At 55.8% G+C, this 15,256-nt stretch carries 15 protein-coding genes; 8 read left to right on the top strand and 7 right to left on the bottom strand.

The window, feature by feature from the left end:
- Positions 1-10 precede the first annotated feature (10 nt).
- The 5 genes from flhA to NQ842_RS06035 all read left to right on the top strand — a co-directional run bounded on the left by flhA (position 11) and on the right by NQ842_RS06035 (position 6,266).
- Entirely contained in the window at positions 11-2,083 is a 2,073-nt protein-coding gene (gene flhA, locus NQ842_RS06055; RefSeq protein WP_257256617.1) for a formate hydrogenlyase transcriptional activator FlhA, read from the top strand.
- A gap of 151 nt (positions 2,084-2,234) precedes the next feature.
- Positions 2,235-3,233, top strand: a complete 999-nt coding sequence (locus NQ842_RS06050; protein WP_047361434.1) for an ABC transporter substrate-binding protein — start codon at positions 2,235-2,237, stop codon at positions 3,231-3,233.
- Positions 3,233-4,270, top strand: a complete 1,038-nt coding sequence (locus NQ842_RS06045; RefSeq protein ID WP_014833063.1) for an iron ABC transporter permease — start codon at positions 3,233-3,235, stop codon at positions 4,268-4,270. The genes NQ842_RS06050 and NQ842_RS06045 overlap by 1 nt, the downstream gene beginning before the upstream one ends.
- On the top strand, positions 4,270-5,031 hold the full coding sequence (locus NQ842_RS06040) for an ABC transporter ATP-binding protein (RefSeq protein WP_153907475.1): 762 nt from the start codon (positions 4,270-4,272) through the stop codon (positions 5,029-5,031). Before NQ842_RS06045 ends, NQ842_RS06040 begins: the two co-directional genes overlap by 1 nt.
- 14 nt (positions 5,032-5,045) lie before the next feature.
- Positions 5,046-6,266, top strand: a complete 1,221-nt coding sequence (locus tag NQ842_RS06035; protein WP_046889058.1) for an MFS transporter — start codon at positions 5,046-5,048, stop codon at positions 6,264-6,266.
- Positions 6,267-6,271: 5 nt separating this feature from the next.
- On the opposite strand, the gene NQ842_RS06030 is transcribed toward NQ842_RS06035, so the two are convergent.
- Complete coding sequence (locus tag NQ842_RS06030; protein WP_014833066.1) at positions 6,272-6,616, bottom strand: nitrous oxide-stimulated promoter family protein; 345 nt, start codon at positions 6,614-6,616, stop codon at positions 6,272-6,274.
- 173 nt (positions 6,617-6,789) lie between these two features.
- On the opposite strand from NQ842_RS06030, the gene NQ842_RS06025 reads away from it, so the two are divergent.
- Positions 6,790-7,035 (top strand): SymE family type I addiction module toxin, encoded by a 246-nt coding sequence (locus NQ842_RS06025; RefSeq protein WP_014833067.1) that lies wholly within the window; start codon positions 6,790-6,792, stop codon positions 7,033-7,035.
- Here the strand turns inward: NQ842_RS06025 and NQ842_RS06020 are convergent.
- Both NQ842_RS06020 and NQ842_RS06015 read right to left on the bottom strand, forming a co-directional pair.
- Positions 7,013-7,492 carry a hypothetical protein gene (locus tag NQ842_RS06020; protein WP_072095008.1) on the bottom strand — a complete coding sequence of 160 codons (480 nt, stop codon included), beginning with the start codon at positions 7,490-7,492 and terminating at the stop codon, positions 7,013-7,015. The genes NQ842_RS06025 and NQ842_RS06020 overlap by 23 nt on opposite strands.
- Positions 7,489-8,304, bottom strand: coding sequence for a transcriptional regulator (locus tag NQ842_RS06015; protein WP_043951688.1), 816 nt, complete (start codon positions 8,302-8,304; stop codon positions 7,489-7,491). The genes NQ842_RS06020 and NQ842_RS06015 overlap by 4 nt, the downstream gene beginning before the upstream one ends.
- A 525-nt stretch (positions 8,305-8,829) precedes the next feature.
- Between NQ842_RS06015 and mutS the strand changes: the two genes are divergently transcribed.
- A complete protein-coding gene (mutS, locus tag NQ842_RS06010; protein ID WP_047361432.1) occupies positions 8,830-11,391 on the top strand; it encodes a DNA mismatch repair protein MutS in 2,562 nt (853 codons plus the stop codon).
- A gap of 139 nt (positions 11,392-11,530) precedes the next feature.
- Here the strand turns inward: mutS and NQ842_RS06005 are convergent, their stop codons facing one another.
- The 3 genes from NQ842_RS06005 to NQ842_RS05995 are packed head-to-tail and all read right to left on the bottom strand — an operon-like array spanning position 11,531 to position 13,782.
- Positions 11,531-11,752 carry a non-oxidative hydroxyarylic acid decarboxylases subunit D gene (locus tag NQ842_RS06005; protein ID WP_003862116.1) on the bottom strand — a complete coding sequence of 74 codons (222 nt, stop codon included), beginning with the start codon at positions 11,750-11,752 and terminating at the stop codon, positions 11,531-11,533.
- 10 nt (positions 11,753-11,762) lie between these two features.
- Positions 11,763-13,190: a non-oxidative hydroxyarylic acid decarboxylases subunit C gene (locus NQ842_RS06000; protein WP_257256616.1), complete on the bottom strand. Its 1,428-nt coding sequence runs from the start codon at positions 13,188-13,190 to the stop codon at positions 11,763-11,765.
- On the bottom strand, positions 13,180-13,782 hold the full coding sequence (locus tag NQ842_RS05995; protein WP_014833072.1) for a non-oxidative hydroxyarylic acid decarboxylases subunit B: 603 nt from the start codon (positions 13,780-13,782) through the stop codon (positions 13,180-13,182). The genes NQ842_RS06000 and NQ842_RS05995 overlap by 11 nt, the downstream gene beginning before the upstream one ends.
- 172 nt (positions 13,783-13,954) lie before the next feature.
- On the opposite strand from NQ842_RS05995, the gene NQ842_RS05990 reads away from it, so the two are divergent.
- Complete coding sequence (locus NQ842_RS05990) at positions 13,955-14,362, top strand: MarR family winged helix-turn-helix transcriptional regulator (protein WP_014833073.1); 408 nt, start codon at positions 13,955-13,957, stop codon at positions 14,360-14,362.
- Here the strand turns inward: NQ842_RS05990 and NQ842_RS05985 are convergent.
- Complete coding sequence (locus tag NQ842_RS05985; protein WP_257256615.1) at positions 14,359-15,246, bottom strand: LysR family transcriptional regulator; 888 nt, start codon at positions 15,244-15,246, stop codon at positions 14,359-14,361. The two genes, NQ842_RS05990 and NQ842_RS05985, sit on opposite strands and share 4 nt — an antisense overlap.
- Positions 15,247-15,256 lie beyond the last annotated feature (10 nt).

The following is a 15,256-nucleotide window of genomic DNA, read 5'->3' as shown; positions in this document are numbered from 1 at the left end:
GGAAAGCACTATGCCGTATACACCGATGAGCGATCTCGGACAGCAGGGTCTGTTCGACATTACGCGAACACTTTTACAGCAGCCCGACCTGGGTGCGCTGAGCGATGCCCTGACGCGCCTGGTCAGGCAATCTGCACTGGCAGACAGCGCCGCCATTGTGCTCTGGCATAGCGGCAGCCATCGTGCGAGCTACTTCTCCACACGAGAAAACGGAAAAGCGTTTGAATACGAAGACGAAACGTATCTCGCTCACGGGCCAATCCGCCGTATTCTTTCCCGACCGGAAGCGCTGCACTGCAATTTTGAGGAGTTCCGCCAGGCCTGGCCCATGCTGGCCCGGAGCGCGTTATACCAGCCATTCGGCCACTACAGCCTGCTGCCGCTGGCGGTGGAAGGCCATATTTTTGGTGGCTGCGAGTTTATCCGCAATACCGACCAGCGGTGGAGCGAGGCGGAATATGAGCGTCTGCACACCTTTACCCAGATAGTGGCCGTCGTCGCCGAGCAGATCCAAAGCCGCGTCAGCAATAATGTGGATTACGACCTGCTGAGCCGCGAGCGTGACAACTTCCGGATTCTGGTGGCAATCACCAACGCCGTGCTCTCCCGTCTCGACATGGATGAGCTGGTCAGCGAAGTGTCGAAGGAGATCCATCACTACTTCAAAATAGACGCCATCAGCATTGCCTTGCGCGGCCATCGCAAGGGCAAGCTAAATATCTACTCCACCCACTATCTCGACGAAGCGAACCCGGCCCATGAGCAGAGCGAAGTGGATGAAGCAGGAACCCTTTCGGAACGGGTGTTTAAAAGTAAGGAGATCCTGCTGCTCAATCTCAGCGAGCAGGATGTGATGGCGCCTTACGAGCGGATGCTGTTTAACATCTGGGGCAACAAAATCCAGACTCTGTGCCTGCTGCCGTTGATGTCCGGTAACACCATGCTGGGCGTTCTCAAGCTGGCACAGTGTGAGGAAGGGGTGTTCACCACCGCCAACCTGAAGCTGCTGCGTCAGATTGCAGAGCGTATCTCTATCGCGCTGGATAACGCGCTGGCGTATCAGGAGATCCACCGTCTGAAAGAACGGCTGGTGGATGAAAACCTGGCGCTGACGGAACAGCTTAACAATGTCGACAGCGAATTTGGTGAAATCATCGGACGCAGCGACGCCATGTACAGCGTACTCAAACAGGTGGAAATGGTGGCGCAAAGCGACAGCACGGTGCTGATCCTGGGCGAGACCGGCACCGGCAAGGAACTGATTGCCCGTGCGATCCACAATCTGAGCAACCGCAACAGCCGCCGGATGGTGAAAATGAACTGCGCCGCCATGCCTGCGGGTCTGCTGGAAAGCGATCTCTTTGGCCATGAGCGCGGTGCGTTTACCGGCGCCAGCAGCCAGCGACTGGGCCGTTTTGAGCTGGCGGATAAAAGCTCGCTGTTCCTCGATGAAGTGGGCGATATGCCGCTGGAGCTGCAGCCGAAACTGCTGCGTGTGCTCCAGGAGCAGGAGTTCGAACGTCTTGGCAGCAATAAGCTGATTCAGACCGACGTGCGGCTGATTGCCGCCACCAACCGCGATCTGAAAAAAATGGTCGCCGACCGCGAGTTTCGCAGCGACCTCTACTATCGCCTTAACGTGTTCCCGATTTGCCTGCCGCCCCTGCGCGAACGTCCGGAAGATATCCCGCTGCTGGTCAAAGCGTTTACCGCCAAAATTGCCCGTCGGATGGGACGCAACATCGACAGTATTCCTGCCGAGACGTTACGTACCCTTTCATCGATGGAGTGGCCCGGCAACGTGCGCGAGCTGGAAAACGTTATCGAGCGTGCGGTGCTGCTGACGCGCGGAAATGTGCTGCAACTCTCCCTGCCGGAGGTCTCTCTGCCGGAAACGCCCGTTACGGCGACCGACGTGGCTCAGGAAGGGGAAGATGAATATCAGCTGATTGTCCGCGTGCTGAAAGAGACCAACGGCGTGGTGGCCGGACCGAAAGGGGCCGCCCAGCGGCTGGGGTTAAAACGCACCACCCTGCTGTCGCGCATGAAGCGTCTCGGAATTGATAAAGAGAGCCTGATTTAAGGCGCATTCCGGCGGTGTTTTTTGACACCGCCTTTCATCACCCTGCGTTATTGTCCCTCATTGACACAAAATCGATTCCTCTGTATAAAATTCCGCCTTAATAATGAGTTTCATTTGCATCAATAATAATTTTAATGAAGGGTAGCGTTTAATGAAGAAGGTCATCTGCGCGTTAGGCCTGGCGATTGCGTCGGTCAGTTCTGCTCTGGCAACCACTTATCCTCTGACCATTGAAAACTGCGGTTATAAAGAGACCTTCACCAAAGCGCCGGAACGCGTCGTGGCCCTTGGTCAAAATACCGTTGAGATTTTGCTTCTGCTGGGTCTGGAAGATAAGGTGAAGGCCAGCGCCTTCTGGCCGACCAAAGTGCTGCCGCAGCTGGCGGAACAGAATGCCAAAATCAAAACGCTCACCGTCGAAATTCCTACCCTGGAATCTATCCTTGCGCAAAACCCCGATTTTGTTCCTGCACAATTGCCGCTGCTGCTCGGGCCAGAAAGTAAGGTCGCAAAACGTGAGGATCTGGCTACTGTCGGCGTGAACAGCTATTTATCACCGGGTATGTGCGCCACCAAAAAAGCCTCGGGCGATATGTACGGCAGCCGCCAGAAGCTGTGGGATATGACATATCTGTATAAAGAAATTGAAGATTTCGCCAAAATTTTCAACGTTGAAGATCGTGGCCAGGCCGTGATCGCCGATTTCAAAAAGCGGGAGGCAGACCTGCGTCAGGAGTTTGGCAAGAGCAAAAAAGACCTCTCTTTTGTCTTCTGGTTCTCCAGTTCATCCCCTTCTGCTGATGCCTACGTGGGCGGTAAGAACAGCGCCTCCGGGTTTATCGCAAACGTACTGGGCGGGCATAACGCCATTACCTCCGAGACCGAATGGCCAACCGTGGGCTGGGAAAGCATCATTGCCGCTAACCCGGATGTGATTGTGGTCTCAAGCCTCGACCGTAACCGCTGGGCGCTGGATAACGCGGAAGAGAAAATCAAATTCCTGAAAAGCGATCCGGCCGTCAGCCAGCTTGATGCGGTCAAAAAAGGTCACATTGTGGTGATGGACGGCCAGGCAATGAACCCGACGATCCGTACCATTTATGGCGCTGAACAGGTGGGCGAACAGCTCAGAAAACTGGGGCTGAACTGATGACGGCAGCCGTACTTCAGGCCCGGCAGGGCCTGTTCCTGACCACTTCCGCTCTGCTGGCTATTGTCCTGTTGTTTCTGGTGATAGCCCTTGGCGTAAGCGTCGGAGAGTTGTCGATTCCGCTGTCCAATGTCTTTTATGCTATCGGTAATAAGCTGGGGCTGACCGCGGTTCCGCTTAACCGCATCTACGAGAGCGTGATTTGGGACTTCCGCCTGAGCCGTGCGCTGGTGGCGGCCTGCTGCGGCGCGGGGTTGGCTATCTGCGGCGCGGTTTTGCAGAGCCTGCTGAAAAACGCGCTGGCTGAACCTTACGTGCTCGGCGTCTCTGCGGGAGCGTCCACCGGCGCGGTTTCCGTCGTGGTGCTGGGGATAGGGACCGGCGCGGTGTCACTCTCTGCGGGCGCGTTTGCCGGGGCATTCGCCGCCTTTGCGTTTGTCGCTTTTCTGACCAACGGCGCGCGCGGCGGCAACGAGCGCACCATCCTCGCAGGTGTGGCCGCGTCACAGCTTTTCAACGCTATCACCGCCTATACCATCAGCACCTCTGCCAGCGCGCAGCAGGCGCGTGATGTGATGTTCTGGCTGCTGGGCAGCTTCAGCGGGGTGCGATGGCCAGAATTTCAACTGGTACTGGTCGTGGTGCTGGCTGGCCTTGCCATTTGTCTTTATTACTCCCGGGCGCTGGATGCCTTTACCTTTGGTGATGACGCCGCCGCCTCGCTGGGGATTGCCGTTCCGTGGGTCCGCCTGGCGCTCTTTACCACCACCGCGCTGATCACCGCAACCATCGTCAGCATGGCGGGCTCAATCGGTTTTGTGGGCCTGGTGGTTCCGCATATGATGCGCTTCTTCTTCGGCCCCCTTCATCGCACATTGCTGATTGCCAGCGCGCTGGCAGGTGCCATCCTGATGGTGCTGGCAGATATCGCTTCGCGTCTGCTGATTGCCCCGCAAAGTCTGCCGGTGGGCGTGGTGACCGCGCTGGTTGGCGTGCCGTTCTTTGCCGTGATCATCTACCGTTCAAGGAATAAGTGATGAGTATTTGCGCTGAAAATATTACCTGGAAGGTCGGCAAAAAGGTCATCGTCAATGACGTGTCGCTCAACGTGGCGCGGGGTGAAACGGTAGGACTGCTTGGGCCCAATGGCTGCGGTAAATCATCGCTTCTGCGCATTCTGGCTGGCCTGCGCCGCCCGGATGCAGGCTGTGTGACGCTGGACGGTCAGAACATCTCCCGCATTGCTAAAAAGCAGCTTGCGCGCCGGGTCGCTTTCGTTGAACAGCACGGCATGACCGATGCCAATATGCGCGTTCGCGATGTCGTCAAACTGGGCCGCATTCCGCATCACTCCCCGTTCTCAAACTGGAGCAAGCAGGATGACGAGACCGTCACCGCGGCCCTGCAGCGGGTGGATATGCTGGAAAAAAGCGATCAGGGCTGGCTGAGCCTCTCCGGTGGGGAGCGCCAGCGCGTACACATCGCCAGGGCGCTGGCTCAGACGCCGACCGAAATTCTGCTGGATGAACCGACCAACCACCTGGACATTCACCATCAGATGCAGCTGATGCACCTGATAAGCGACCTGCCGGTGACCAGCATTGTCGCCATTCACGATCTCAACCATGCGTCAATGTTCTGTGATTCGCTGATTGTGATGCAGAAGGGGCAAATCGTAGCCACCGGAACGCCACAGGAGATCCTCTCCGAGGAGCTGCTGTGGGACGTGTTTCGGGTGAAAACCAAAATCGAGATCTCGCCGTTCCATGGCAAAAAGCACATCCATTTTATGGTTTAGGCGCCAGTAGAATGATGCCCCTGCGCCCTGCCACAACGCTCTGGCCGCCCGTCTTACTGGGCAGCCAGTTTGTGTTTAACATCGGTTTTTACGCGGTTGTCCCCTTCCTGGCGATTTTTTTGCGCGACGATATGCTGCTTTCCGGCGGGCTTATCGGGCTAATTCTGGGGCTGCGTACCTTTTCGCAGCAGGGGATGTTCATCGTCGGCGGTGCGCTCTCCGACCGCTTTGGTGCCAAAATCATTATCCTCTGCGGCTGCATCATCCGCGTTGCTGGTTATCTGCTGCTGGCATTTGGACACGCGCTCTGGCCCATCATCCTTGGCGCCTGTCTGACCGGCATTGGCGGCGCGTTGTTCTCTCCCTCCATCGAAGCGCTGCTGGCAAAGGCGGGTACGCAAAGCGAGACTAAAGGGAAACGCAGCCGCGCTGAGTGGTTTGCGCTCTTTGCCGTCTGCGGTGAACTTGGCGCGGTGCTGGGCCCGGTTGCCGGGGCTTTGCTCACGGGGCTGGGGTTTCGCCAGGTGGCACTGGCTGGCGCGGGGGTCTTCGTCGTCGCGCTGATTGTGCTCTACTTCTGCCTTCCGGCTGCGCGACACAGCAAGCAGACACTCACAATTGTTCCCTGGTGGACGACCTTCCGTCAGCCGCGTTTTGTCGCTTTTATCATCGCCTACAGTTCGTGGCTGTTGAGCTACAACCAGCTCTATCTGGCGCTGCCGGTGGAGATCCAGCGCGCCGGCGGTAACGAGAAAGATCTCGGCCCCCTGTTTATGCTGGCCTCTGTGCTGATCATCACCTTGCAGCTTCCGCTGGCGCGTTTCGCCCGACGCGTGGGCGCGGTAAGAATTTTGCCGGTGGGCTTTTTGCTGCTCTCGGCCTCCTTTGCGAGCGTGGCGATGTTCGCCCCGGCTGCGCCATCAGAGGGCTGGCTGCGGTTACTTCCGTCCGTGTGTCTTGTGACGCTGTTGACGCTGGGGCAGATGCTGCTGGTGCCCTCGGCAAAGGATCTGGTTCCACGCTTTGCAGAGGAGTCGACGCTTGGCGCGCACTACGGCGCACTCGCCACCGCTGGCGGTGTTGCGGTGCTGGCGGGAAATTTACTGTTTGGCAGTCTGCTGGATCGCGCCCTGGTGCCCTCACCTCAGGCAATGTATCCCTGGCTGCTGCTGGCCCTGTTCCCGTTATGCAGCGCGGTCGCCCTGAACGTCATTTGTCGCCCCTTCAGGGGCTGAAGCCGTTACTTTTTGGGGCGATACTTTTCCGGTAATTCCGGTACCGGACGACGATCGTCCAGCAGATGGCGTACCGTCAGGATCGGGTGACGCCATAGCATGCGTGGCCCTGCCCAACGCATTATCTGCTTCATCTCTTCACGCCTGGCAGGCTGGTAGCAGTGTACCGGACACTGTTTACAGGCCGGTTTGTCCTCACCAAAGACACACTTATCCAGACGCTTATCCGCATAGGCGTTCAGCACCTGATAATGCCCCGCTTCCTGAGAAGCCTCCGGGCACTGCTTTTCATACAGAGCGATCATTCTGGCGATCGTCTTTTTTTCTCGCGAAATTCGTTTACCAGACATAGCAGCTCACCGTTTGAAACATGCATCAATAATACCTTTTTATACCCTGATTTTCAGTTGTTGCATGTCGTTTTCTGAAGCCGCCTTCCACTATTAAGCCCACACTCGCCGTTTTTTACTGGTATTTTATACAGGCATTACAAACACACATTGCCCGTCGTTATGGAGGCTGTATGCAAGAGATCGCTATGACCAAACACTATCGCCACTTAAAAGTCGGTTATTTCAGAAAACGTCACGAAAACCGGAAAACCAAAATCCCGACACGCTACAGCGTACATGCGGCATTAAGCTTAAAAGGCGACTGGCTTGAGCAGGCAGGGTTTACCACCCACTCTCAGGTGCGGGTGGGCGTTGAACAGGGGAAAATTGTCATCGAACTACTGAAAGAAGATCTCAGCGAGAACAGAAGAAAATAGGACGCTTACCGACGGTAAATAGAAACCCTCTGGGCCCTTGTTTCAGAATGGTATAGTTCAATTTATGGTTCGGGTAAATAAAGAAATCAGGCAACACGTCGCCGAGCACGTTATCCGGCAGAGAATCTTCGTTAACGTCATGGATCTTAACGGAGGTAAACTGGAAAGAGTCCTTGTTTTCAGTCCAGATATAAGACACGTCTCTTCGGATAGACGCTATCGCCTTATCGTTTTTAAAATACGTACCGCCTACCGCGACAACACCGGTCTGCTTCTGCATGGTATACATAAAGTCCAGCGTAAGGTGTGCGCGGACATCCTCATGATAAACAACAACAGAAACTGAACAGGCTTCCGTATCATGTTTTTTTTCTAAGCGATAATGGTAAAGCCAGGACGCCAGTGCGCCCGCAGCAAACAGTAAGAGACACATTATGGCAGTGGACTTTTTAGTCACTGATTGTACCCCCTGAAATAAAGCGTAACGCACCCTGCATCTTCTTCTTGTTCATACGGTTTTCTGCAAATAAGTACCGAAAGTGCCGGAGCCGTACTGGTTGAGGAGAAATAGACCCACGGGTATTTTTTACAATCGAGCCCCGTTTGCATGATAATTTTTTTATAACGCGTGTAGTTTCCGATGCTTTTAATATCATCGTTTCGTGAGAAAAAATGGCACCCATTTTCGGTGCTGCTTATGGTGTAATCTTTAAAAAAATCTTTCTTTGAATAGTCATGCACGGCCAGATGGAGAATAAAATAGCCCAGCCCAAAAGAGAGGGCCATAAAAAGCAGTGGAAGATAGCGACGATAGTGATGACGCGGGGTCTTATCCTTCACCTGAACGGCAGCAGTTTCCGCAATAGCCTCTTTCGGGACGGTGACAGGCCGGGCTTCTGCTGTCGCGCTTTCTGATTCTGCTACGTCGTTTTCAATTCGGGCGACCTTAACTTCTTTTTTAATCTGGAACCCTTTTCTGGGTACCGTGGCAACCAGCGTGTCGTCAGTCTCTCCCGTCGTGCGCAACCCACGCCGGATGATGGAGATATTCTGATAAAGGGTATTGGCCGGAACTAACATTCCGTCTTCACCCCAAACTTTAGTGAAGAAATCCCTTTGATTAACCACTTCCGGGGCGGACTCAAGCAGGAGAACCAGGCAACGACTGGCTGGCGTGGTCAGAATGACGCTTAACTCCGGTCGGGCCATAGAGACAAGTAAGTTTTTCTCTGGACAAAATTTAATATTATCGTTAATTATCCAGAACATATGATACTCACTATGCAATAAACAGAATCAGAAAACAGTTGCCAGAGTTAGCAAGTATACTCTGCGAATATTCCTTGTCAAAGCAGTAAGTTATGGCGTTTGTTCAGCAGTAACGCTGAAATAAAAATAATATGAGCATAATAGAATATTGTGCCCACATCGAAGACAAATACGTTTTTGAAACAGAAAAAGTAAGGTTCACGTTATATTCTGACGCCTTTATTCCCGTTTACGTTTAATACGCAAGGAATATCGCGCGGTGTTCCTGTAGCGTTACCGGACCAGCGCGCCTGCCGCAATTGCGGCAAGACAGGCCCACGTCTTCAGCATCGCTGGAATCAGGTACGCATTTTAGTCGAAAGAGCCTGCACGTCTGTTTTCCTGTCCAGCAGAGTCCGTTATCATGGTCCGTGAACGATTCATGATAAGAAACGCAGGATGTCATGCGTTCCAATGAGAGAGTAAGAAACCTGACAATAAAAAAGACAACTCATTGAAATTGAAAAAAATGGACACGGTAACCTAATGAGTACACTTGAAAATTTCGACGCCCACACCCCAATGATGCAGCAGTACCTGAAGTTGAAAGCACAGCATCCGGAAATCCTGCTGTTTTACCGCATGGGCGATTTTTACGAGCTGTTTTATGACGATGCTAAACGGGCATCGCAGCTGCTCGACATCTCTCTGACCAAACGTGGCGCATCGGCAGGTGAGCCTATCCCGATGGCAGGCATTCCGCATCATGCGGTAGAAAACTACCTGGCCAAGCTGGTGAATCAGGGCGAGTCGGTGGCCATCTGTGAGCAGATCGGCGATCCGGCCACCTCAAAAGGCCCGGTAGAACGCAAGGTCGTGCGAATCGTCACGCCAGGCACCATCAGCGATGAAGCCCTGCTCCAGGAGCGCCAGGACAACCTGCTGGCAGCACTCTGGCAGGATGGTAAAGGGTTTGGTTACGCCACGCTGGATATCAGCTCCGGACGGTTTCGTCTGAGCGAGCCGGCTGACCGGGAAACCATGGCTGCCGAACTCCAGCGCACCAACCCGGCGGAACTGCTGTATGCCGAAGATTTCGCCGAAATGGCGCTGATCGAAGGTCGTCGCGGTCTGCGCCGCCGTCCGCTGTGGGAATTTGAAATTGATACCGCGCGCCAGCAGCTCAATCTGCAGTTCGGCACCCGCGATCTGATTGGCTTTGGGGTGGAAAACGCCCCGCGCGGGCTGTGCGCCGCGGGCTGCCTGCTGCAGTATGTGAAAGACACCCAGCGCACCGCCCTGCCGCATATCCGCTCTATCACCATGGAGCGCCAGCAGGACAGCATCATTATGGATGCGGCCACGCGCCGGAATCTGGAGATCACTCAGAACCTGGCGGGGGGTGTTGAGAACACTCTGGCATCCGTCCTCGATAACACCGTGACGCCGATGGGCAGCCGCATGCTGAAGCGCTGGCTGCATATGCCCGTCCGCGATACGGATACGCTCGTTTGTCGTCAGCAGACCATTGCCGCGCTGCAGGATCGCTACACCGAGCTGCAGCCCGTGCTGCGTCAGGTGGGCGATCTGGAGCGTATTCTGGCTCGCCTGGCACTGCGCACGGCGCGGCCTCGCGATCTTGCACGGATGCGTCACGCCTTCCAGCAGCTACCGGAACTGCGTGCTCAGTTGAGTGACGTTGACAGCGCACCGGTTCAGAAACTCCGCGAAACCATGGGCGAGTTCGCTGAACTCCGCGATCTGCTTGAACGCGCGATCGTTGATGCGCCGCCGGTTCTGGTCCGCGACGGGGGCGTCATTGCCCCTGGCTATAACGAAGAGCTGGACGAATGGCGCGCGCTGGCTGACGGCGCAACGGATTACCTCGACAAGCTGGAGATCCGCGAGCGCGAACGTCTCGGACTCGATACCCTGAAAGTTGGCTATAACGCGGTACACGGTTACTACATTCAGATCAGCCGCGGACAGAGCCATCTGGCGCCGATTCACTATGTGCGTCGCCAGACGTTGAAAAACGCTGAGCGCTACATCATTCCTGAGCTGAAAGAGTATGAGGACAAAGTTCTCACCTCGAAAGGCAAAGCGCTGGCCCTGGAAAAGCAGCTTTACGACGAGCTGTTCGACATGCTGATGCCACACCTCGCGGACCTGCAGTTAAGCGCAGGTGCGCTGGCGGAGCTGGATGTGCTGGTGAACCTGGCAGAGCGCGCTGAAACGCTGAACTATACCTGCCCGACCTTTACCGATAAGCCCGGCATTCGCATTACCGAAGGCCGCCATCCGGTGGTGGAGCAGGTACTCAACGAACCGTTTATCGCCAACCCGCTGAGTCTGTCACCGCAGCGCAGAATGCTGATCATTACCGGTCCGAACATGGGCGGTAAAAGTACCTATATGCGCCAGACAGCACTTATCGCGCTGCTCGCGTATATCGGCAGCTACGTGCCGGCGCAAAAAGTGGAGATTGGCCCCATCGATCGTATCTTCACCCGCGTGGGTGCGGCGGACGATCTGGCCAGCGGTCGTTCCACCTTCATGGTCGAAATGACTGAAACCGCCAATATCCTGCACAACGCAACAGAACACAGTCTGGTGCTGATGGATGAAGTCGGACGCGGCACCTCAACCTACGACGGACTGTCGCTGGCGTGGGCGTGTGCCGAAAGCCTGGCGAATAAAATCAAGGCCATGACGCTGTTCGCGACGCACTACTTTGAACTGACGCAGTTGCCGGAGAAAATGGAAGGCGTGGCAAACGTCCACCTGGATGCACTGGAGCATGGTGATACTATCGCCTTTATGCACACGGTGCAGGATGGTGCGGCGAGCAAGAGCTATGGTCTGGCCGTCGCGGCGCTGGCGGGTGTGCCTAAAGAGGTGATTAAACGCGCGCGTCAGAAACTGCGCGAGCTGGAAAGTCTGTCGCCGAATGCAGCCGCCACCCAGATTGATGGCACGCAGATGTCGCTGCTGGCTCCTGCGGAAGAGACCTCCCCCGCCGTTGAAGCGCTGGAGAATCTCGATCCAGATTCCCTGACGCCGCGTCAGGCGCTGGAGTGGATTTATCGGCTGAAGAGTCTGGTGTAGTTCTCTGCGATCTTTGCCCGGTGGCGCTGCGCTTACCGGGCCTACGGGTTTTGTAGGACGGGTAAGGCGAAGCCGCCACCCGGCAAAACAGACCGCACGATGTTACCGCCCGGTAAGTGTAGCGCCACCGGGCTTTTTTTTACAACAATGGCGGAATGGTTGGCACCTGCGGCGCCTCATCAATATCCTTCTGCGTCATGCGGAACGCTTCCGGATAATGTTCACGGCTGGTACGACGCAGCGGCTCGGTATCGCGCCAGGTATACAGACAGTGCTGGCACTGATAAACCGTCCAGACCCCTTTCACCGGTGATGTGGCCATCACCTCAATATGCTCATCGGCACAACGTGGACAAATCATCTTTTCCTCCTTATTGACGTGCTGCCAGCATCGCGGTCAGCTTTTCAGCCCAGGCTTTGGTTTCAGGTAAATCCTGCACCGGCTGGCTGTAGTGACCGCGGTTATCCGGCGCGACAGGCGTGGTGGCATCAATAATCAGCTTGTCAGTGATCCCTGCCGGGCTGGAGCCCGGGTCGAGCTCAAGAACCGACATGTTCGGCAACTGCACCAGATCGCCTGCCGGATTCACTTTCGAGGACAGCGCCCACATCACCTGCGGCAGGTTGAACGGATCCACGTCTTCATCCACTATGATCACCATCTTCACGTAGCCCAGACCGTGTGGCGTGGTCATGGCACGCAGGCCAACTGCGCGGGCAAAACCGCCATAGCGTTTTTTGGTGGAGATAATCGCCAGCAGGCCGTGGGTGTACATGGCATTCACCGCCTGGACTTCCGGGAACTCTGCTTTTAACTGCTGATACAGTGGCACACAGGTCGCCGGGCCCATCAGGTAGTCAATCTCGGTCCAGGGCATCCCCAGATAGAGCGACTCGAAAATCGGTTTGGTGCGGTACGAGACTTTATCAATTCGCACTACCGTCATGTTGCGCCCGCCGGAATAGTGCCCGGTAAACTCACCGAACGGCCCTTCGATTTCACGTTTACGGCCTTCAATCACCCCTTCCAGGATCACTTCTGAACCCCACGGCACATCGAAACCGGTCAACGGTGCCGTGGCAATCGGATACGGGCTTTCACGCAGCGCCCCGGCCATTTCATATTCGGATTGATCGTATTTCAGCGGCGTCGCACCCATCAGGGTGATTATCGGGTCGTTGCCCAGCGTAATCGCCACCGGAAGATCTTCACCGCGCTCTTCGGCTTTATGCAGATGCAGGGCGATATCGTGCATCGGCACTGGCTGCAGGCCGAGCTTACGTTTGCCCTTCACCTCCATACGATAAATACCGACGTTCTGCTTGCCGAAGTGGTCCGGGTCGAGCGGATCGCGCGACACGACACACGCTTTGTCGAGATAAAAGCCCCCGTCCCCGTCGTTGAGACGGAACAGCGGCAAAATGTCGAACAGGTTGATGTCTTCGCCGTCTACCGTATTCTGCGCCCACGCAGGATTAGCGCGCCGCTCGGGCGTAACCGGGAATTTATCCCAGCGGCGAATGAATTCGTCGATCTGCTTTTTTACCGGCGTATTTGCAGACAATCCCATGGAGATAGCGTGGTTTTGCCAGGAGCCGATGGTGTTCATCACCACCCGGGCATCGGTAAATCCGCGAATGTTATCGAACCACAGCGCAGGTGCGCCGTCACCAATTCGTCCCGTCGCGTTGGCGGCCGCCGCCAGATCCGGTTCCGCATTGACCTCTTCTTCAATTTTCAGCAGTTGCCCTTGCTCATCGAGCGCCTGCAGGAAGCTTCTCAAATCATCAAATGCCATCTTTATTCTCCTGTGAAAAATGTTTCGCCGCCTGCAAACCGTTCCAGCGACGCGCTTTTGTATGCTCCAGACCAAACTGGTCGAGCACGCGGGTCACGATGTGTTGGGTGATGTCATCGGCGGTTTGCGGGTGGTTGTAATACGCAGGCATGGGCGGCACCATCGCCACACCCATGCGAGAAAGCGCGAGCATGTTCTCCAGATGAACAGTGCTGAGCGGCGTTTCACGCGGGACCAGCACCAGCTTGCGCCCCTCTTTCAGCACCACGTCTGCCGCACGGCCCACCAGCCCTTCGGCATAGCCCGCGCGGATCCCCGCCAGCGTTTTCATACTGCAGGGAATGACGATCATGCCGTCGGTGCGAAACGAGCCGGATGAAATGGTGGCGGCCTGATCGGCCGGGCTGTGGACAACATCAGCCAGGGCGGCGACATCCTGCGCGGTATAAGGCGTTTCCAGCTCGATGGTGGTTTTTGCCCATTTCGACATCACCAGATGGGTCTCGACCTCCGGCATGTCGCGTAACGCCTGCAGTAAAGCCACCCCCAGCGGAGCACCTGTTGCCCCCGTCATTCCGACTATCAATCTCATTCAGCACCTCAATCAATTCGTTCGCATACGAACATATTGAGTAAACTACTCCCGGAACGCCTGCCTGACAAGATCGTTCGCATACGATCACACTAAATGCTAAAAACTGCTGCGTTAAAATCGCAGGCAATAGCGGCTATCATAGGGGGAGAATTTTTTCGTCGGAGTGTTCATGGAACTGAGACAAGAAGCGTTCCACCTGTTACGGCAGCTTTTTCAACAGCATACGGCCCACTGGCAACATGCTTTACCGGAGCTGACCAAGCCACAATATGCGGTGATGCGCTCTATTGCCGAAAATCCGGGAATCGAACAGGTCGCCCTGACGGAAGTGGCGGTAAGCACAAAAGCGACGCTGGCCGAAATGCTGAGCCGCATGGAATCACGTGGGCTGGTGAAGCGCGAACATGATCCTGCGGATAAGCGCCGCCGGTTTGTCTTCCTGACGCCTGAAGGGGAAGCCCTGCTTGCAAGCTGTAAACCGGTCGGCAACGAGGTGGATGAGGCGTTTTTAGGGCGTCTCAGCAAAGATGAGCGGGAACAATTTACGGCACTGATCAAAAAGATGATGCACGATTAGTTCACGCGGGCACGCATAAAATCAATAAATGTCCGGACCTTAGCGGGCACATGCTGGGCATCCGGATAAACGGCATAGATGCCCTGCTGAGCAAAGGTGTATCCCGGTAAAAGCGATACCAGATCGCCCGAATTCAGTGCGTTTCGCACCAGCCACTCCGGCAGCAGCGCCACACCACATCCCGAATGTGCGAAAGCCATCAGCGCCTGGGCGCTATCGGCGTACAAGCGCGGGGCTTTTTTGATCTCAAAGGCAACCAGATTGCCATCCGCATCTTTCACCAGCCAGTGCAGCGGCGAAGGTAAACGCTCGTGAACGATCCATTCTGCCTGGGCCAGGTGTTCGAGAGATTCAACGGGATGGTTAGCCAGCCACCCGGGGGCGGCAACCGGCAGGATCGAAAAGTGTGAAATCAGGGCTGCGTGGTAGCGCGAATCAGCGAGTGTTCCCAGCCGGATGGCGACATCAAAGCGCTCCGAGATGAGATCGGCATGCTGAGACGACGAAACATGACGAACGCGGAGGTCCGGGTGCTGCTGGCTAAATTCGGCCAGCAAAGGCACAACCACCTGCGAACCGTACTCGGGCGTGGTGGTGATCCGCAATTCCCCGGTCAGGCCGGCATGGTTAGCGCGAACGTCATCCTGCAGGCGTTCAGCCTCCTGTAAAAGCCTGACGCTTCGCTGATGAAAAAGCACGCCCGCCTCGGTTAACGTCAGGCGACGGGTGGATCGCAGCAGCAGCGTGACTCCCAGCTCATCTTCCAGCTGGCGAATATTGAAGCTGACCACGGCCTTTGTCAGCCCCATCGACTCTGCGGCGGCAGTAAAACTGCCCGCATCCGCTACCGCCACAAACATCGCCGTTCGCTGGAGATTCAGCATCGTTAACCTT

The sequence above is a fragment of the Enterobacter cloacae complex sp. R_G8 genome (assembly GCF_024599795.1).
Classification (GTDB): Bacteria; Pseudomonadota; Gammaproteobacteria; order Enterobacterales; family Enterobacteriaceae; genus Enterobacter; species Enterobacter dissolvens.
This window is presented reverse-complemented; position numbering and strand designations above follow the sequence as displayed.

Coding starts and splice junctions, on each gene's coding strand:
- NQ842_RS06005 (WP_003862116.1), bottom strand. CDS start 11,752: ATGATTTGTCCACGTTGTGCCGATGAGCATATTGAGGTGATGGCCACA.
- NQ842_RS06025 (WP_014833067.1), top strand. CDS start 6,790: ATGCAAGAGATCGCTATGACCAAACACTATCGCCACTTAAAAGTCGGT.
- NQ842_RS06035 (WP_046889058.1), top strand. CDS start 5,046: ATGCCCCTGCGCCCTGCCACAACGCTCTGGCCGCCCGTCTTACTGGGC.
- NQ842_RS06040 (WP_153907475.1), top strand. CDS start 4,270: ATGAGTATTTGCGCTGAAAATATTACCTGGAAGGTCGGCAAAAAGGTC.
- NQ842_RS06045 (WP_014833063.1), top strand. CDS start 3,233: ATGACGGCAGCCGTACTTCAGGCCCGGCAGGGCCTGTTCCTGACCACT.
- NQ842_RS06030 (WP_014833066.1), bottom strand. CDS start 6,616: ATGTCTGGTAAACGAATTTCGCGAGAAAAAAAGACGATCGCCAGAATG.
- NQ842_RS06050 (WP_047361434.1), top strand. CDS start 2,235: ATGAAGAAGGTCATCTGCGCGTTAGGCCTGGCGATTGCGTCGGTCAGT.
- NQ842_RS05990 (WP_014833073.1), top strand. CDS start 13,955: ATGGAACTGAGACAAGAAGCGTTCCACCTGTTACGGCAGCTTTTTCAA.
- NQ842_RS06015 (WP_043951688.1), bottom strand. CDS start 8,304: ATGTTCTGGATAATTAACGATAATATTAAATTTTGTCCAGAGAAAAAC.
- NQ842_RS05985 (WP_257256615.1), bottom strand. CDS start 15,246: ATGCTGAATCTCCAGCGAACGGCGATGTTTGTGGCGGTAGCGGATGCG.
- flhA (WP_257256617.1), top strand. CDS start 11: ATGCCGTATACACCGATGAGCGATCTCGGACAGCAGGGTCTGTTCGAC.
- mutS (WP_047361432.1), top strand. CDS start 8,830: ATGAGTACACTTGAAAATTTCGACGCCCACACCCCAATGATGCAGCAG.
- NQ842_RS06000 (WP_257256616.1), bottom strand. CDS start 13,190: ATGGCATTTGATGATTTGAGAAGCTTCCTGCAGGCGCTCGATGAGCAA.
- NQ842_RS05995 (WP_014833072.1), bottom strand. CDS start 13,782: ATGAGATTGATAGTCGGAATGACGGGGGCAACAGGTGCTCCGCTGGGG.